The 19179-nt window shown below is 72.4% G+C and carries 10 protein-coding genes; 9 read left to right on the top strand and 1 reads right to left on the bottom strand.

Features of this window, described 5'->3' with window-relative positions:
- Positions 1 to 136 precede the first annotated feature (136 nt).
- The 5 genes from ACZ4WV_RS27525 (at position 137) to ACZ4WV_RS27505 (ending at position 13541) form a co-directional block, all read left to right on the top strand.
- Entirely contained in the window at positions 137 to 7375 is a 7239-nt protein-coding gene (locus ACZ4WV_RS27525) for an RHS repeat domain-containing protein (RefSeq protein WP_465751236.1), read from the top strand.
- A 170-nt stretch (positions 7376 to 7545) separates the two neighbouring features.
- Positions 7546 to 7899, top strand: a complete 354-nt coding sequence (locus ACZ4WV_RS27520) for a hypothetical protein (RefSeq protein ID WP_465751234.1) — start codon at positions 7546 to 7548, stop codon at positions 7897 to 7899.
- Positions 7900 to 7965: 66 nt separating this feature from the next.
- Positions 7966 to 9753, top strand: a complete 1788-nt coding sequence (locus ACZ4WV_RS27515) for a serine/threonine-protein kinase (protein WP_465751232.1) — start codon at positions 7966 to 7968, stop codon at positions 9751 to 9753.
- Between the two features lie 132 nt (positions 9754 to 9885).
- Entirely contained in the window at positions 9886 to 10710 is an 825-nt protein-coding gene (locus tag ACZ4WV_RS27510) for an FAD binding domain-containing protein (RefSeq protein ID WP_465751230.1), read from the top strand.
- A complete protein-coding gene (locus tag ACZ4WV_RS27505; protein ID WP_465751228.1) occupies positions 10707 to 13541 on the top strand; it encodes a molybdopterin-dependent oxidoreductase in 2835 nt (944 codons plus the stop codon). Before ACZ4WV_RS27510 ends, ACZ4WV_RS27505 begins: the two co-directional genes overlap by 4 nt.
- A 59-nt stretch (positions 13542 to 13600) precedes the next feature.
- On the opposite strand, the gene ACZ4WV_RS27500 is transcribed toward ACZ4WV_RS27505, so the two are convergent.
- The gene (locus tag ACZ4WV_RS27500; protein ID WP_465751226.1) at positions 13601 to 14227 is read right to left on the bottom strand and encodes a TetR/AcrR family transcriptional regulator; all 627 of its coding nucleotides are present in this window, start codon (positions 14225 to 14227) and stop codon (positions 13601 to 13603) included.
- 76 nt (positions 14228 to 14303) lie between these two features.
- Here ACZ4WV_RS27500 and ACZ4WV_RS27495 point away from each other — a divergent pair, with 76 nt between their 5' ends.
- From ACZ4WV_RS27495 to ACZ4WV_RS27480, 4 genes are all read left to right on the top strand, one after another.
- Complete coding sequence (locus tag ACZ4WV_RS27495; RefSeq protein WP_465751224.1) at positions 14304 to 14969, top strand: SGNH/GDSL hydrolase family protein; 666 nt, start codon at positions 14304 to 14306, stop codon at positions 14967 to 14969.
- Complete coding sequence (locus ACZ4WV_RS27490; RefSeq protein WP_465751222.1) at positions 14966 to 16417, top strand: MFS transporter; 1452 nt, start codon at positions 14966 to 14968, stop codon at positions 16415 to 16417. Before ACZ4WV_RS27495 ends, ACZ4WV_RS27490 begins: the two co-directional genes overlap by 4 nt.
- A 66-nt stretch (positions 16418 to 16483) precedes the next feature.
- Positions 16484 to 17623 (top strand): epoxide hydrolase family protein, encoded by a 1140-nt coding sequence (locus ACZ4WV_RS27485; protein ID WP_465751220.1) that lies wholly within the window; start codon positions 16484 to 16486, stop codon positions 17621 to 17623.
- 342 nt (positions 17624 to 17965) lie between these two features.
- Entirely contained in the window at positions 17966 to 19147 is a 1182-nt protein-coding gene (locus ACZ4WV_RS27480; protein WP_465751218.1) for a serine hydrolase domain-containing protein, read from the top strand.
- Positions 19148 to 19179 lie beyond the last annotated feature (32 nt).

Here is a 19179-nt window from a genome sequence, read left to right as displayed (position 1 = left end):
CAGCTGACGTGACCTCAGTCGATGTCACGGTTCGTTTTCATGGGGGATTGTGCGCATGCGCGCAGGACCACGCGGACCACACGGATTCCGCATATTCGACAGAGCCCGCCGTCGGGCCTGGATACGACGGGGAGCGGTGACGGTCGCGACCGTCACCGCCCTCGCGCTGTCGGCGCCCTTCGCGGTCGCCGACTCCGTTGTGGGCGGTTACCGCTACACGGACAAGGTCTGGGAGGCGGATCCGCTTCCGTCCCAGCCCAAGGTGCCGGGGCACCCGGCGGACACCCCCGCGGGCAACGCCCCGAAGCCGGTGCTCCCGGCCGGCGCCCGGGAGTTGAAGCCCCACGAGGTGAAGGGCCCGCAGTGGCCGGCCGCCGCCAGCGCCACCGTCGACCTCGGCGGCGCGTCCGCGGTGCGCAGCCTGGCCGCGCCCGCGGGTGAGGTGAAGGCCGGTTCGCTGCCGGTCTCGGTCTCGCCGGCCGCTCCCGCGGCCCTCGGTGCGCAGGCCCGAGCCCTGGCCGCCCCGCTCACCCCGGTGTCGCCGGTGTCCGCCGTGCAGGTCACGGTGGCCGACCGCGGGCGGGCCCAGGGGGCCGGCGTGGACGGCCTGCTGGTCGGTCTCAGCCGCGCCGACCGTGGAACCGACACGGGCAGCGTGTCGGTCTCTCTGGACTACGGCTCCATCGAGCAGGCGTACGGCGGCGGTTGGGCGTCCCGGCTGCACCTGGTGGCGATGCCGGCCTGTGCGCTGACCACCCCGCAGGTGGCCGCCTGCCGCACCCGCACCCCGCTGGAGTCGGTCAACGACCCGGTCAACCGGAAGGTGAGCGGCACGCTCGCCCTGCCCGGCTCGGCGGACGCCAAGAAGTCCTCGTTCTTCGCGGCCCCCTCCGCACAGGCCTCCTCCGGGGGCATGGCGGTGGCCGCCGTCGCGGGCTCCAACGGCTCGCAGGGCGACTTCGGCGCGACCTCGCTGTCCGCCTCCGGCGCCTGGTCGGCCTCGGCCTCGGGCGCCTTCACCTACCACTACCCCGTCACCGTCCCCCCGTCGCTGGGCGGCGCCGCGCCGACGGTCAGCCTCTCCTACGACTCCCAGTCGGTGGACGGCGAGACCTCCGCGCGCAACTCCCAGTCCTCCTGGATCGGTGACGGCTGGTCGTACACCCCCGGCTTCATCGAGCGCTCCTACAAGAGCTGCAAGGACCAGGGGATCAAGGACTCCGGCGACGAGTGCTGGGCCGGCTGGAACGCGACGCTCCAGCTGGGCAGCCACAACGGCCGGCTGCTGCGCGACGACAACGGGGCGTACCACCTCCAGAGCGACGACGGCACGAAGATCGAGCGGCTCACCGACGCCGCGAACGGCCTGTGGCAGGGCGAGTACTTCAAGGTCACCACGACCGACGGCACCGCCTACTACCTGGGCCTGAACCACGCGCCCGGCACCACCTCGGACGACGCCACCGACAGCGCCTGGGGCGTGCCGGTCTACCACCCCAAGTCCGGTGACCCCTGCCACAGTTCGGACAAGGGCGACGACTCCCAGTGCGACAAGCCGGTCGGCTGGCGGTTCAACCTGGACTTCGTCGTCGACGCCCACGGCAACGTCCAGCGCTACGACTGGGCGACCGAGTCCAACTACTACAACATGGGCTACGGCCAGGTCGCCAAGGACGACAAGGGCGGCACGATCACCAAGTACACCCGCGGTGGCCGCCTGACGAAGATCTCCTACGGCTACCAGCTGGCCGACGCCCGCGCGGGCCGCGAGCCGGCCGCCCAGGTGGTCTTCCGCGCCGCGCAGCGCTGCACCAAGTCGGACAGCGTCTGCAAGGACGGCAACCTCTCCTCGGACACCGCCGCGAACTGGCCGGACACGCCGTACGACCTGCACTGCGAGTCCGACTGGAAGAACAAGGTCGGTGACGACGACAAGACCGACGGCGTCTGCCTGACCGGCGGGCCGACCTTCTGGTCCAGCTACCGCCTGAAGGGCATCGACACCAAGGTCCGCACCGTCTCCGGGTGGCAGGACGTCGACACCTACGAGCTCGACCACGTCTTCTCGGACGCCGGCGGCACCTACGACCCGGTCACCGGCAAGACCCAGGACGCGAAGGCCACCGGCTCGCTGCAGTCGGTCATGTGGCTGTCCTCGATCGTCCACACCGGCAAGGACACCTCCGCCGGCGGCAGCGGGCCGATCACCCTCGACCCGGTGACCTTCACCGGCATCGAGATGGACAACCGGGTCGACGGCCTCACCCCGGCCGCCCCGCCGCTGTACCACCCGCGCATCTCCAGCGTGCAGACCGAGACCGGCGAGTCGATCGCCGTCACCTACCGGGCGCCGGAGTGCTCGCGCGAGAAGAAGACCATGCCCGCTTCGGCGGACAGCGACACGATGGCCTGCTACCAGGTCTACTGGAACACCCCGGGCGGCGTGGAGCCGATCGAGGACTGGTTCCACAAGACCCTGGTCGAGCAGGTCACCGACAGCGACCGCACCAAGGCCGGCTCGCCCGCCAAGGTCACCCGCTACACCTACGCCGACGGAGCCGCCTGGCACCGCGACGACTTCGAGCTGACCGACGACAAGCACCGCACCTGGAACGACTTCCGGGGCTACCGCACCGTCACCACGACCACCGGCGCCGCGCCGGACCCGATCACCCAGAGCACCGTCTCCTACCTCCAGGGCATGGACGGCGACTACAAGGCCGACGGGACCACCCGCAGCGTCAAGGTGAAGAACGCCCTGGGCGAGGAGATCACCGACAGCCCGTGGCTGGCCGGCACCCCGTACCAGACGCTCGGCTACACCAAGGCCGGCGGCAGCGTCGTCACCCGCACCCTGGCCGACCCGCCGACCTCCAAGGTCACCGCCAGCGCCGGCCGCAAGGCGTGGACCTCCGAAGACCCGGCGCCGGACAAGCTCTCCACGCTGCCGGACCTCACGGCCCGCCAGATCACCGCGACCTCCTCGCGGACCATGAGCCTCCTGTCGGACGGCAGTTGGCGCACCTCCCGGACCAGCACCACCTTCGACGGCCTCGGCCGGATCTGGAAGGAGGACGACCAGAGCGACCTGTCGGACCCGAAGCAGGAGACCTGCACCACCACCACGTACGCGGACGCTCCCGCGAGCAACCCGATGATGCTGGTCTCCCCGAAGGAGACGATCAGCGTCGCCGGCCCGTGCGGCACCGCGCCGGGGAAGAACACCACGCTCTCCCACAAGCGGATCTTCTACGACGGCGACGGCTCCGTCGACCACCCGGGCAGCTACGGCGTCCTCGGCCAGAACGGCACCTCGCTCGGCCTGGTCACCGCCACCCAGGCGGCCACCGGCTACGACGACAAGGGCCAGCCGCAGTTCCAGACCCTCGGCGGGATGTCCTACGACCGCTACGGCAGGGTCACCGCCAGCACCGACGCGGCGGGCCAGACCACGACCACCGGGTACCAGCCCGAGACCGGCGTGCTGCCCACCACCCTGTCGACCACCAACCCGCTGAAGTGGACGGCCACCAGCACCGTCTCGCCCGGCCGCGCCTCGGTGACCCACTCCGTGGACGTCAACAACCAGGTGACGGACGCGAGCTACGACGCCCTCGGCCGCCGGGAGAAGGTCTGGTCCCCGGGCCGCGACAAGGCCACCCAGACCCCGGACCGGGTCTACTCCTACGACGTGCACGGCGCCGGTGACAACCCGACGCCCTCCTCCGTCACCACCAGGAGCCTGCGGGAGGACGGCTCCTACAGCACCGCCGTCACCATCTACGACGGCGCCCTCCAGCCCCGCCAGACGCAGTCGACCCCGGCGGACAACTCGGCCGGCCGGCTGGTGTCCTCCACCTACTACGACTCGCACGGCTGGGCGGTCTCCAGCATCGCGACCTACTCCGACGCCGACCACGCGCCGAGCAGCACGATGTGGGCGGAGACCAACCGCACCGGCCCGTCCGTGACCCGCACCGCCTTCGACGGCCAGGGCCGGCCGGTCACCACCACGCTGGTCTCCTTCGCCAGCACCCTGTGGCAGAGCTCCGTCAGCTACCAGGGCGCCGACCGGGTGGACACCACCCCGGCCCAGGGCGGCAAGGCGAGCACCACGTACACCGACGCGCAGGGCCGCACCACCGTGCGCGTCCAGCGCGACGACACCCCCGACCGGCAGCTCGCCGGCGGCAGCCGGATCTCCTCCGGCACCTCGGTGGTCTCCGCCGGGGTCCGCCTCGGCATGCAGCCGGACGGCAACCTCGTGCTGACCGCCCTGGTCGGCGAGAAGGTCCTGTGGTCCAGCGGCACCGGCGGCCACCCGGGCGCCTACGCCGTGATGCAGACCGACGGCAGCCTCGCCGTCCTCGACCCGACCGGCAAGACCACCCTGTGGTCCACCGGCACCTCGGGCCACCCCGGCGGCTACCTCAAAGTCCAGGCCGACGACGACGTCGCGGTCTACGACGCCAAGAACGCCCGCCTCTGGTCCGCCGGCACGGCCGGCACCGCCCCGGCCGCGGACATCACCACCCGCTACACCTACACGGCGCGCGGGCAGATCTCCACCGTCCAGGACAACGCGGGCAACACCTGGACGTACGGCTACGACATGCAGGGCCGGATGACGTCCCAGACGGACCCGGCCGCCGGCTCCTCCGGCGCCACCTACGACCCGCTGGGCCGGCTCGCCAGCACCACCGACGCCCGCAAGCAGACCCTGTCGTTCACCTACGACCAGCTGGGCCGCCGCACCGCCGAGTACTCCGGCACCGACACCGGCGACCCGACCAAGCTGCTGGCCGAGTGGAGCTACGACAAGCTCGGCAAGGGCCTGCCCGTCGCCTCCACCCGGTACGTGGGCGGCAAGAACGGCAGCGCCTACGTCCAGCGGGTCGACGGCTACAACGCGGTCGGCCAGCCGACCTCCGTCAGCACCGTCATCCCCGCCGCCGAGGGCGCCCTGGCCGGCACCTACACCGCCAAGGCGTCCTACACCGAGAACGTCGGCATGCTCGCCTCGACGTCCTTCAACGGCGACGGCGGCCTGCCCGCCGAAACCGTCGGCTACGGCTACAACCTGGAGGGCGGCCTGGTCAGCCTGGGCTCGCCGGCCCGCCCGTACGTCGCGACGGTCAACTACAGCCCGCTCGGGCAGGTCGTGCAGACCACCGTCGGCACGCCGACCAAGCAGCTGCGCACCGCGCAGACCTGGGACGCGGCGACCGGCCGGCTGGCCACCAACCGGGTCACCCTGCAGAACAACACCGCCAACCCGGTCTCCGACACGACCTTCGGCTACGACCCGTCGGGCAACCTGACGACCGTCTCCGAGGTCCAGTCCACCGGCGGCACGGACCGGGTCACCGACACCCAGTGCTTCGGCTACGACGCCCAGCGCCGGCTGACCAGCGCCTGGACCGACACCAAGGGCATCACCGCCGCCACGGCCGGCCAGCTGGCCCGCTGCAACACCACCCGGCCCAGCCCGGCCACCGTCGGCGGCCCCGCCGCGTACTGGCAGGACTGGCAGTTCGACCAGCTCGGTGACCGCACCCAGCAGATCAGCCACGACGTGACCGGCAACGCGGCGAAGGACACCGTCCAGACCCTCGCCTACCCGGGCCAGGGCGTCACCCCGGCCAAGCGGCCCAACGCCGTCTCGACCGTCACCACCCGCACCGCCACCGGCACCGCCGTGCTCACCCCGGGCTACGACGACGCCGGCAACACCCAGACCCGGGTCACCACCGGCGCCAAGGCCGGCAACCAGAGCATCGACTACAACGAGGAGGGACGCACCGCCGCCGTCACCACCGACGGCAAGAAGAGCGGCTACCTGTACGACGCCGACGGCGGCCTGCTGATCCAGCGCGGCCCCGGCGGCAACACCCTCTACCTCTTCTCCGGCAACGAGCAGCTGAACCTCGACGCCGCCGGAAAGTCCGTCACCGGCCTGCGGTACTACCGCTCGCCGGACGGCACCGTGACGGTGCGCGCCAGCAACGGCGCCATCAGCTACCAGCCCACCACCCCGCAGGGCACCGCCCAGCTCCAAGTGGACGGCAGCACGCTGGCCCTCACCCGGCGCGCGTACGACCCGTACGGCAACCCGCGCGGCACCGCACCCGGCGGCTGGGCCGACAACCACGGCTTCCTCGGCAAGCCCGCCGACGCCGCCACCGGCCTGAGCCTGCTCGGGGCACGCCACTACGACCCGGTCATCGGCCGCTTCCTGCAGGTCGACCCGGTCTTCGAGAACGGCGACCCGAACCAGATGGGCGGGTACGGCTACGCCGCCGGCAACCCGGCCTCCGGCAGCGACCCGACCGGGCTGTGGTGGGGCTCCGACTGGTGCGGCGCCGCCGGCAACTGGCTCACCGGCATCGGCGACTCCATCGTCGGCGACCCGTACGAGTGGGGCGTCAACTTCCTGTCCGACGGCTGGAACTCGTTCGCCGACATCGTCAACGGCGACAACGACGTGTTCAACGGCATGACGGGGTACGAGAACGAGACCCCGTTCAAGCTCGGCCACACCGGCTACGTCGACGACCACCCGCTCGCCGAGCTCTTCGGCGTCGACACCAGCTCCACCTCGTACGTCGCCGGCCAGTGGACCGGCATCGTCGGCTCGTTCGCCCTGGACGGCTACGGCGCGGTCAAGGCGATCAGCAGCGGCGTCAAGGCCGTCAAGGCCGTCAAGCTCGCGGTCGAGGACGGCGACTCCGTCCTCAGCGCGATCAAGAAGCTGCTCTCCGGGGACCTGCCCACCACCACCCCGGCCGACCCGGCGCCGACCACCCCGAAGGGCGACACCCCGTCGACCCCGAAGTCCGGCACCGGCAAGGGCGGCAAGGAGCCCGGCGGCAGCGGCAAGGGCGGCGGGGGCGGCAAGACCGCCGAGGAGCCGGCCCCGGCCCCGGAGGCCACCGACGCCGGCCCGAGCGGCAACGCCTACCGTCGCGGCTCCAAGGGCAAGCCGAACGAGTACGAGTCCGGCCCGGTCGTCAGCCTCGGCCGCCTCAAGGAGACGCTCGCCCGGGCCGGGTACCGCGACGTGTGGGACCGCTACGACGTCGTCCACAAGGACCGGATCTACGACGGGCAAACGGGCGAGACCAACTACGGCAACAGCCCGCACTACCTCCGGTCCAACTCCACCTTCACCGACGTGCCGCACCGCGGCCGCAACGGCCTGCCCGTCATCGAGCTCTCCAATAAGGGCCTGCGCAACATCAAGGAAGCCGTGGTCACCTTCTTCCACGAAGTGCACCACCAGGAGGGGATGAGGATCCACGGCGACAAGGGAACCGAGGAGGACGCCGAGGACTTCGGCCAGATGATGTGGCGGAGGATCTCCGGGGACAACTGATCGGGGAACCGATCCGGGAACTGATCGGGTACGCCTGATAGCGTTCCCAGCCGGCCGGACGGCTCCGCGCCGGTGAACCGAAGACACCGCGGGCCGGCCGGGGCGGGGACCTCCCCCGCCCCGGTCGGCCCGTCCGCTTTCCCGTACCCACCCAGAAAGGTCACCCACCCATGGCCCGCCGTTACGACGAGACCGACCGCGAGGCGCTGCGCGCCCAGCTGGACCGGCCGGTGACGGAGCGCACCTGCCCGGTCTGCGGCCACCTCGGCCTGCGCTCCTACCACCGGGAGAAGCTCGGCCGCGACACCCCGTCGATGATCAACTACCTGTGGTGCCCCGCCTGCCACGCCTACTCCTCGTCCTTCACCTCCGCCGAGCGCCGCACCGTCGACCGCGACCCGCTGACGGACGCGTACGGCGACCGGGTACCCGAGCTGATGCGCGACCCGGAGGCCCTGCTGACCGTCCTCGACGGCTACTGGAAGGACGGCCGCCTGCCGCAGGCCATGGTCCGCCGCAGATAGGGCGGCCACCGCGATTCCCGGTCGGCGGCGACCGGCGGTTATTGTTGATCTTCAACATGATCGGGGGTGGGTCCCATCAGTGGGAACAGCGGTGCGCTGAGTGCGCTCGGGGTGGACGAACCGCGGGAGATCGCCGGGTACCGGCTGCTCGCCAGGATCGGCGAGGGCGGCATGGGCTCGGTGTACCTGTCGCGCACGCGCGGGAACCAGCCGGTGGCCCTGAAGGTCATCCGCCGGGAGTTCGCGGGTGACGCGGAGTTCCTCCGCCGCTTCCAGCAGGAGGTGCGGGCGGCGCAGCAGGTCCGGGGCTACCACCTGGTGCCGGTGCTGGACCACGACGTGAGCGGGGATCAGCCGTGGCTGGCGACCGCGTACGTGCCGGGGCTGCCGCTGGACGAGGTGCTGGCGGGGTACGGCCCGCTGCCGGTGCCCGTGGCTCTGCAGCTCGTCGGGTGCGTGGCCCGCGGACTGGCCGCCGTGCACGCCGCCGGGGTCGTCCACCGGGACCTCAAGCCGGCCAACATCCTGCTCGGCGCGGACGGTCCCTGGGTGATCGACTTCGGGATCGCGCACGCCGCCGAGGCCACCCGGCTCACCCGCAGCGGCGGCTTCATCGGCACCCCGCAGTTCATGTCGCCCGAGCACGGCACGGGGGCCGAGATCACTCCGGCCGCCGACGTCTTCTCGCTCGGCCTGATCGCCGCCGTCGCCGCCACCGGCCGGCACCCGTACGGCTCGGGCGGCATGCTGACGGTGGCCACCCAGATCGCCAACACCGAGCTGCGACCGCCGGACCTGACGGGGTATCCGGAGGAGTTGCGGCCGCTGCTGGAGCGCATGCTCGCCGCCGATCCGGCGGCCCGGCCGACGCCGACCGAGCTGGCGGAGCTGTGCGAGCGCGCGTCGGGCCGCGCCGCGCAGCCGGGCGAGGGCTGGCTGCCGGCCCCGCTGGCCGCGGCCGTCGCCGAGCGCGAGCGGGCGGCGGAGCGGCTGCTGACGGCGGCGCAACCCGCACCGGCAGCGGCCCCCACACCGGCAGCGGCAGTCGGCGCGGGTGCGCCCACCTACGTGCCCACGCAGGTGTCGGGACATCCGGGCGGTGCCGTGCACAGCGCGCCCACCCAGACCGCAACGCCGCCCCCGCCCCTGGCGGCGCCGTCGCAGCCGGCCACGGCGGCGGGGCGGCCGCCGCGTCGACGGGCACCGCTGGCCGTCGCCCTGGTCGCGGCCCTGGCCGTGGCGGCCGCCGGTACGGCCTGGTTCCTGTCCGGCGACGACAACGCGGGAACCCCCACCGCCGCCACCACCGGCGCGCCGGTGACGAACGCGCCCGCCCCCGCGGCCGCGACCGGGTCCGGGTCCGCAATCCCCGCCCCGGGCAATCAGCCCGCCGGCGCCCCGCCCGTCACGGCGTCCGCCACCGCGACCCCCAAGCGCGGGTACGAGCCGGTCTTCGCCGACCGCCCGCTGCTCATCGGCCCGCCGGTGACCGGCGCGATCATCACCGTCGACCTGGACGCGCCCAAGGTCGTACCGAACGGGGACGTCAGCGACCACGAGGCCGAGTTCTCCTACCTCCTCCAGTGGATGACCTTCCGCACCACCATGGCCAAGAGCCCGGGGACGTCACCGGAGCAGTGCCGTCAGTCGGTGGACACCGCCCCGCTGCCCGCGGAGCTCAGCAATACGGCGCTGATCGACCAGAAGGCCCTGAAGAAGGGTGACGTGCTCTGCACGGTCACCGACAAGGGGAACCTCGCGATGCTCAAGATCAACGACGTGAAGCCGACCGGGCAGCCGATGGACCCACCGGCGTACAGCGTCCTGCTCACCCTCTGGAAGCCGGCCTCGTAGCGCCGCTGGAGGGCAAGCCGGCTGGTCGATCGTCCAATCCGGATCACCCGGCCTGGTGCCCGAGCCTACTCGTTCGGGCCTGCCGCCGTTGCTTCAATTGCCGTACTGAACGGTCGAGAACGGTGGTTGGACGTGGACCTGAACACGGTGGTGGAGCTGCGTGACGCGCGGCGTCGCGATGCCTGGCGGCCCGGGGACGCCTGGCTGGGCGGCGGGACGTACCTGTTCTCCGAGCCACAGCCGCACCTGCGCCGGCTGGTCGACCTGAGCCGGATGGGCTGGGAGCCGCTCCGGACGACCACGGCGGGTGACCTGGAGATCGCGGCGACCTGCACGATCGCCCAGCTCTCCCGCTTCGCCCTGGGGGCGGACTGGCCGGCCGCGCCGCTGTTCGAGCAGTGCTGCCGGGCGTTCCTGGCCTCCTGGAAGGTCTGGAACGTGGCCACCGTCGGCGGCAACCTCTGCAACGCGCTGCCGGCCGGTCCGATGATCTCGCTGACCGCCGCGCTGGACGGCGTGTGCACGCTGTTGTCGCAGAGCGGCGCGGTCCGCGAGGTGGCGGTGAAGGACTTCGTGACCGGGCCCGGCGGCAAGGTCCTGCGGCCCGGCGAGCTGCTGCGCTCGATCACCGTCCCGGCCCGGGCGCTGGCGCGTCGCACGGCTTTCCGCCAGGCGTCGCTGTACCGGCTCGGCCGCTCCGGCGCCCTGCTGATCGGCGCCCGGGACCCGATCGACGGCGAGCTGGCGCTGACGATCACCGCCTCGACCGTCCGCCCGGTCCAGCTGCGCTTCGCCGTGCCGCCGAACGCGGATGCGGTGTGCGAGGCGGTCACCCACGGCGTCCGGCCCGAGGAGTACTTCGACGACATCCACGGACTCCCCGCCTGGCGGCGGCACATGACGTACCGGTTCGCCGAGGAGATCCGACTCGAGCTGGTCGAGGAGGCCGGGCGGTGAGCTTCCGGGTCAGCGTCAACGGCGAGGACTTCGACGCCGAACCGAGGCCCGGGCAGTGCCTGCGCACGTACCTGCGCGAGCAGGGCTGGTTCGGGGTCAAGAAGGGCTGCGACGCGGGGGACTGCGGCGCCTGCACCGTCCAGGTGGACGGCGATGCGGTCCACAGCTGTCTGTATCCGGCCTGGCGCGCCGAGGGCCGCTCGGTCACCACCGTGGAGGGGCTGGCCAGGGGCGGCGAACTCCACCCGATGCAGCAGCGGTTCCTGGACGCCCAGGGCTTCCAGTGCGGCTTCTGCACGGCCGGCATGCTGATGACCGCCTCCGCCACCGGCTTCGACGAGGACAAGCGCGCCGACCTGCCCAGGGCGTTGAAGGGCAACCTGTGCCGCTGCACCGGCTACCGGGCGATCGAGGACGCGATCCGGGGCGTCAAGCACACCGAATCGCCGTGCGCCGGCCAGGCCGTGGGCCGCAGTCTCGGGGCCCCCGCCGGTCCGCAGGTGGTCACCGGCACCGCCCGCTACACCTTCGACCTCGCCGTCGAGGGGCTGCTGCACATGAAGCTGCTGCGCTCCCCCCACCCGCACGCGCGGATCGTCGCCATCGACAGCTCGGCGGCCCTGCGGGTGCCCGGGGTGGTCGCGGTGTTCACCCACGAGGACGCCCCGGACAAGCTCTACTCCTCGGCCCGGCACGAGCACCCCACCGACGACCCGGACGACACCCGGGTGCTGGACGACGTGGTCCGCTTCGTGGGCCAGCGGGTCGCCGCCGTGGTCGCCGAGAGCGAGGGCGCCGCCGAGGAGGGCTGCCGGCGGATCGTCGTCGAGTACGAGGAACTCCCGTACGTCCTCGACCCCGAGGAGGCGATGGCCCCGGGCGCTCCGGTGCTCCACCCGAAGGGGCCGCAGTCGCGGATCGCCCGGGCGGAGAACAACGTCTGCGGCGAGGCGCACGGCGAGAGGGGCGACGTCGAACGGGGCTTCGCCGAGGCGGACGTCGTCCACGAGGAGACCTTCCGCACCCAGCGGGTGCAGCACGCCAGTCTGGAGACCCACGGCTGCGTCGCCTACTTCGAGGAGACCGCTGCCGAGGCCGCTGCCGGCGCCGGGGCCTGGGCCGCTGGCGGGCGCGGGCCCGAGGACGGATCCGGGGCGACCGGACTGCCGGCCGGGCAGCGGATCGTGGTCCGCACCTCCACCCAGGTGCCGTTCCTCACCCGCCGGGCGCTGTGCGACCTGTACGACCTGCCGATGGAGAAGGTGCGGGTGGTCGCGGGCCGGGTCGGCGGCGGTTTCGGCGGCAAGCAGGAGATGCTCACCGAGGACATCGCGGTGCTCGCGGCGCTGCGGCTGCACCGGCCGGTGAAGCTGGAGTTCACCCGGGCCGAGCAGTTCCACGGTGCCACCACCCGCCATCCGTTCACGATCACCGCCAAGCTCGGCGCCAAGCGGGACGGGACGCTGACGGCCGTCCAGCTCCGGGTCGTGGCCAACACCGGGGCGTACGGCAACCACGGCCCGGCGGTGATGTTCCACAGCATCGGCGAGTCCATGGGCGTCTACCGGGCGCCGAACAAGAGGGTCGACGCCTACTCCGTCTACACCAACAACGTGCCCGCCGGGGCCTTCCGCGGCTACGGCCTCGGCCAGGTCACCTTCGCCGTGGAGTCGGCGATGGACGAGCTCGCCCGGCGCCTCGGGATCGACCCGCTCGTCCTGCGCGAGCGGAACGTCATCGGCCCCGGCGAGCGGATGGAGGGCCCGCTCGGCGAGGAGGAGGACCTCCACATCGCCAGCTACGGACTCGACCAGTGCCTGGACGTCGTCCGCAACGCCCTCGCCGACGACGCCGGCGCCGAACCGGCCCCCGAGGGCTGGCTGGTGGGCCAGGGCTTCGCCCTGGCGGCCATCGCCTGCGGCCCGCCCGGCGGCCACCTCGCCGACGCCACGGCGAAGCTGCTGGAGGACGGCACGTACGACATCGCGGTGGGCACTCCGGAGTTCGGCAACGGCACCACCACCGTGCACCGGCAGATCGCCGCAGGGGCCCTCGGCACCACGGTCGACCGGATCGCCGTCCGGCAGTCCGACACCGACGTCGTCCGGCACGACACCGGCGCCTTCGGCTCGTCCGGCACGGTCGTCGCGGGCAAGGCGGTGATGAGAGCGGCCGACGCGCTCGCCGAGCGGATCCTCGGCTTCACCGCGGAGTACACCCGCACCCTGCGCGGCCTGCTGCGGCTCACCGCCGGCGCGGTGGAGTGCGACGGGCGGGCGGTGACGCTCGAGGAGGTCTTCGCGGCCGCCCGTGCCAGGGGAGTGGAGCTCAGCGCCGACGGCCACTTCGGCGGCTCGCCGCGCTCGATCGCCTTCAACTCCCAGTGGTTCCGCATCGCCGTCGACCCGGACACCGGCGAGATCCGCATCCTGCGCAGCGTGCACGGCGCCGACGCCGGGAGGGTGATGAACCCGCTGCAGTGCCGCGGCCAGGTCGAGGGCGGCGTCGCCCAGGCCCTCGGCGCGACACTGTTCGAGCAGGTGCTGGTCGACGACCGAGGCGAGGTCACCACCGCGTCCTTCCGCCGCTACCGGATCCCCGCGTACGCGGACGTGCCCCGCACCGAGGTGCACTTCTCCGACACCTCGGACGCCATAGGGCCCCTCGGCGCGAAGTCGATGTCCGAGAGCCCGTTCAACCCGGTGCCGCCCGCCCTCGCAAACGCGCTGCGCGACGCCACCGGCATCCGCTTCACCGAGACGCCGTTCCTGCGCGACAGGGTCTGGCAGGCCCTCGACGAACACCGCCGCCGCTCCGCCACCACCGCCTGACGCGCCGTCACCGGGGCCGGTGCCCCGGCGAGCCCTGCCACCACCAGGCAGTCGACGCCTCAGCTCCGGGCCAGGAAGCCGTCGACGACCCGCCGTGCCAGGTCCGCCGCCCCGGCGTCGCCGAGCCGCAGGGCGGTGTTGGTCGCGAGGAGGACGGCGTCGATCTGGAACGCGGCGGCCTCGGGGTCGACCTCCGCGATCTGCCCACCCTCGACACCGTGGCGCAACTCGCCCGCGAGCAGGGCCAGCCAGTCCCGCCGCTGCCGGGCCAGGGCGTCGCGGACCGCGCCGGGGCGGCTGTCGAAGTCGGGGAGGCTCGCCGCCCAGAAACAGCCGCCGGGGAAGAGCGGAGCGCTCGCGTAGCCGATCCAGTGCTCCGTCAGGGCGCGCAGCCGCTCGGCGCCCCGGGGGTCGGCCGGCACCGGGCGCACCACGTCGTCCAGAAAGGCCTCCCGGGCGGCTTCGACGGTGGCGAGCTGGAGCTTCTCCTTCGTCCCGAACAGGGTCTGCACACCGCTCTTGCTCAGGCCCAGGTCGGTGGCCAGCCGGCCGATGCTCAGGCCGGACAGCCCTTCCAGGGAGGCCACGTCGACGGCGTGGCGACTGATCGCCTTGCGGGTCCGGTCGCCGCGGACCAGGCGGAGGTCCGCGCGTTCGGGAGCCGCGTCCTTCGTGAGCTCGTTCATGGGGCCATCTTGCCACGCTTGAACAATACGTACGATCGGTCGTATGGTTTCACCCGTGACTCAGACGACCTCACCCATGACCGAGGAATCGGACCCCTTCTGCCTTCCTCCCGACCGTGCCGCAGCGCTGCTCGCCGATGCCCCCTGGCGCCGGTTCGCCGTCATCGGCGACAGCCTCTCGGCCGGAACGGGCGACCCGCGCCCCGGATACGCCGCCGGCGGCTGGGCCGACCGCGTCGCCGGCACACTGCGCCGGGTCCACCCCGCCCTGGCCTACGCGAACACCGCCGAGATCGGCGCGACGACCGCGCGGACCCTGGAGACACAGCTCCAGCGGCTCGCCGACTTCCAGCCGGACCTGGTCCACGTGCCGTGCGGCGCGAACGACCTGTTCCGTACCGAACCCGACTACGCGCTGATCGAACGCGACCTGCGGCGCGTCTTCGAAGCCGCCGCCGCCACCGGCGCGCAGCTGACCGTCTTCACCCTCGGCCGGGCGTTCCGAGTCCCGGTCCTGCCGGACTGGGACCACCGGATCCGCACGCTCAACGCCGTCACCCGGGAGCTGGCCCGCGCCTTCGGGGCCGTGCTGGTCGACATGTGGGACCACCCGGTCAACGACCGCCCCGACCTGCTGAGCGCGGACGGCATCCATTTCGCCGCCGCGGGCCAGGCGGTGCTGGCCGCGGAGGTCGTCAAGGCACTGGCCGGTGCGCTCGCGCCGCGGGGGAGCCGTTCATGAGCCGCACGGAAACGCCCGCGGACCTGCCGGCCGCCGAGCGCGCACCCGCCGCCGCCGTGCCCTGGTCCGCCGTGTCCGTCGTCCTGGTCGGCGCGTTCATGGCCATCCTCGACGCGTTCATCGTCATCGTCGCCGGGCCCTCGATCCAGTCCGGACTCAAGGCCTCCGCCGGGGAGCTGGAATGGATCCTGGCCGGCTACCAACTCACGTACGCCGTGCTCCTGATCACCGGCGGGCGGCTGGGGGACCTGTTCGGGCGCCGGCGGATGTTCATCATCGGGATGGCCGTGTTCACCGTGGCCTCGGTCGCGTGCGCGGCGGCGCCGGGCGCGCTCGTCCTCATCGTCGCCCGACTGGTCCAGGGCCTCGGGGCGGCGGTGATGCTGCCTCAGACCTTCGCCGCCGTCACCGTCCTGGTCCCCGCCGCGAGCCGCCACCGCGTCTTCGGTGTGCTCGGTGTCGTGATGGGCGTCGCCACGATCAGCGGACAGCTCGTCGGCGGGCTGCTGATCGGCGCCGACCTCTTCGGCTCCTCCTGGCGGCCGGTGTTCTGGATCAACGTCCCGATCGGAGTGGCGACGATCTGGCTGGCCGCCCGGCGGCTGCCCGAGTCCCGGGCGAGCGGCGCCCGCCGGCTCGACGTCCCCGGCGTCCTCGTCCTCAGCCTCGCCCTGTTCCTGCTCGCCTTCCCGCTCATCCAGGGCCGGCAGGTGGGATGGCCGGCCTGGACGTGGATCTGCCTGGCCGGCAGCGCACTCGCCCTCGCCGCCTTCGTGGCCATCGAACGGCGGACCGGCGCCAGGGGAGGCGACCCGCTGGTACGGGTCTCGCTGTTCCGCACCCGCTCCTTCGGTGTCGGCATCCTCCTGGTCCTCGTCGTCTACACCGTCGTGACCTCCTACTACCTGGTGCTGTCGATCTCCCTCCAGGACGGTCTCGGCCTGTCCGCGCTCGGCGCGGGGCTCGTCTACACCCCGGCGGCGGTCATGTTCTTCAGCTTCAGCATGGTCGCCAGCCGGCTGGTGCCGCGGTACGGCCGCCGGGTCCTGGAGGTCGGCGCGGTGATCCTCGTCATCGGGTACGCCGCCACCGCGATCACGCTGTTCGCCGGTGCCCCGTTCGAACCCGCCGTGGTCATTCCGACGCTGATGCTGCAGAGCGTCGGCGGCGGGCTGCTCATCACCCCCGCGATGAACGTCGTCCTGGCGCGGATCGCACCCGAGGACGCGGGCACCGCCTCGGGCGTGCTGTCCACGGCCCAGCAGATCGGCGGCGCGCTCGGGGTCGCGGTGATCGGCGCGGTGTTCTTCGCCGCCCTCGGCAGCCCCGCCGCCGACCGGGCCCATGCGGCCGGCCACGCCCTCGCCACGGCGTCCGTCGGGACCCTGGTCGCGGCGATCGCCGCCACAGTTCTGGTGTTCCTCCTCCCGGCAGGCCAGGGTGACTGACGCGTCTCGCCCGGAATCCGGGAAACCGATATCGCGCGCACCACACGTTACGAGAGGCTGTTCCGCATGACTGAGACCAAGCCCTTCCGGATCGACATCCCGCAGGCCGACCTCGACGACCTCCACGACCGCCTGGCCCGGACCCGCTGGACCAACGAGCTGCCCGCCGACCCGGACGCGGCGGCGACCGGCCCGGTGCAGCCCGGCTGGGAGCGCGGTGTGCCCCTGTCGTACGTCAAGGACCTCGTCGAGCGCTGGCGCACCACCTACGACTGGCGCGAGCACGAGGCACGGCTCAACAAGTACCCGCAGTTCACCACCGAGATCGACGGGCAGACCATCCATTTCGTGCACGTCAGATCGCCGCACGAGGACGCCACCCCGCTGATCCTCACCCACGGCTGGCCGAACACCTTCGTGGAGTACGTCGGCCTGATCGACGAACTCACCGACCCGGCCGATCCGGCCGAGGCGTTCCACGTCGTCATCCCCGACATTCCCGGCTTCGGCTTCTCCGGGCCCACCCACGAGGCGGGGTGGAACCGCCACCGCATCGCCGCCGCCTGGGCGGAGCTGATGCGCCGGCTCGGCTACGAGCGGTACGGCGTGCACGGCAACGACGCGGGCGCCTACATCGCCCCGGAACAGGGCCGGCAGAACCCGGACAACGTCATCGGCGTCCACGTCAACCAGCTCTTCTCCTTCCCCGACGGCACCCCCGGGGAGTTCGACGGCCTGAGCGAACAGGAGCTGGGACTGCTGCAGTTCCTGCAGTCCTTCAACGCCGAGATGTCGGCCTTCGCCGACCTCCAGGCCACCAAGCCGCAGAACCTCGCGCACGCCCTCGCCGACTCGCCCGCCGGCCAACTCGCCTGGATCGGCCAGCTGCTGGGCACGGCGGTGGACCCGGACACGGTGCTGACCATCGCCACCATCTACTGGCTCACCAACACCGGTGCGTCCTCGGCCCGGCTCTACCACGAGGACCGCCACACCGAGCACCCAACCGAGCCGACGACCGCGCCGACGGCCCTGGCCAGCTTCGCGTACGACTTCCGGCCGGTCCGCAAGTTCGCCGAACGCGACCACGCCAACATCGTTTCCTGGCACGAGTTCGACCGCGGCAGCCACTGGGCCGCCCACGACGCACCGGACCTGCTGGTGGGCGACCTGCGGCAGTTCTTCCGCGGCCTGCGCGAGAGCTGAGCGGCCCGAGGCCGCCGGAAGACCGTCAGGTCCGCCCCAGGCACCGGGCCGGACGCCCAAGCGGCGTCCGGGCCGGCGCCATCGAATTTCCGACCCGCGCCGCCTCCGAGGCGGTGAAGCCCGCGAATGCGGAGCCCTTCCCGCCGCCGAAGGCCGCTCGGCTGGGCCGCGAGGAGCATCTCGATACCTGATGCGACCTCAGGGGACAGTACGGGGTGCGTCAGGGGTGTTCCCTGATGAGTCGCGCGGTGATCGCACGGCATCGTCAGGGGCATGACTCTGAAGCCCCGTTCTTCCGGTACGCAGACCACTGCCACGAGAGGCCGACGCAGGCGACTGCCGGTGGCAACGCTCGCCTGCGCGGTCCTCGCCGCGGTGACGCTGGGCACGGCCGTCCCGGCGGTGGCGGCTCCTGCCGCGCGGCCTGCGAGGCCTGTCGAGCGTGCCGGTGGCCGGTTGCCGGGTGTGGACCAGGAGATCCTGCAGCAGGCACTGGCGAGTGCACCCGACCGGGTCACGGGGGTGCTGGCACGAGTGAGTGGCCCGGACGGGCACTGGGCCGGCACCTACGGGACCGGCGACCTGGCGACCGGGGCGCCGGTGCCGGTCGACGGACGGTTCCGGCTCGGCAGCGTGACGAAGACCTTCATCGCCACCGTGGTGCTGCAGCTCGCCTCCGAACACCGGGTCGACCTCGATCAGCCCGTGCAGCGGTACCTGCCGAACGTGCTGCCCGACCGCTACCCGCCGATCCCGGTGCGCACCCTGCTCGACTTCACCAGCGGCCTCCCCGAACTGACACCGGATGACCTGCCCACCACCCCGGACGGCATCGTCGAGCACCGCTTCGACGACCACTCGCTGGCGGAACTGGTCGCGAAAGCGGTCCGCCATGACCGCCCCTTCCAGGACCCCGGCTCCATGCAGGTCTACGGAGCCACCGGTTACTACGTCGCCGCGATGCTGATCGAGAACCTCACCGGGCGCAGCTACCAGCAGGAGATCACCAACCGGATCCTGCGGCCGCTCCACCTGCGCGACACGACCGCCGAGGAAACCGACACCACCATCCCCGGCCCGCACTCCCACGGCTACATCGCCGTGCCCCGGCCGGACGGCGGAACGCAGCTGGTCGACATCACCGAACAGAACCCGGGCGCCGGCGGCATGATCTCCACCACGGCCGACCTCGATCGCTTTCTGACCGCGCTCTTCCGGGGACGGCTCCTTCCGCCGGCCGAGCAGGCGGTACTGTTCACCGTCCCCGACGTCCCCTACCTCGGCGGCACCGACCACGACCCGGGCCACGGCCGCGCCTACTACGGCGCCGGACTGATGCGCGCGACGCTGCCCAACGGAGTGACCGTGTGGGGCAAGACCGGAAGCACCTTCGGCTACACCGACGGCATGTTCGCCACCCGCGACTTGCGACGGCGCCTGGTGTACTCCTTCAACCCCACCACCGGTGGGGGGAACGATCTCGCCCTGGTCAACCGGATCCTCTCCGCGGCCTTCGCCTCGTGAGCTCCACTCCTGCCGTCGACGACCCCTACGCG

This window comes from Kitasatospora sp. NPDC029312 (genome assembly GCF_055569215.1).
This window is presented reverse-complemented; position numbering and strand designations above follow the sequence as displayed.

Excerpts from the sequence above, each read along its gene's own strand:
- ACZ4WV_RS27495 (WP_465751224.1), top strand. The coding sequence starts at position 14,304 with ATGACCGAGGAATCGGACCCCTTCTGCCTTCCTCCCGACCGTGCCGCA.
- ACZ4WV_RS27490 (WP_465751222.1), top strand. The coding sequence starts at position 14,966 with ATGAGCCGCACGGAAACGCCCGCGGACCTGCCGGCCGCCGAGCGCGCA.
- ACZ4WV_RS27500 (WP_465751226.1), bottom strand. The coding sequence starts at position 14,227 with ATGAACGAGCTCACGAAGGACGCGGCTCCCGAACGCGCGGACCTCCGC.
- ACZ4WV_RS27520 (WP_465751234.1), top strand. The coding sequence starts at position 7,546 with ATGGCCCGCCGTTACGACGAGACCGACCGCGAGGCGCTGCGCGCCCAG.
- ACZ4WV_RS27485 (WP_465751220.1), top strand. The coding sequence starts at position 16,484 with ATGACTGAGACCAAGCCCTTCCGGATCGACATCCCGCAGGCCGACCTC.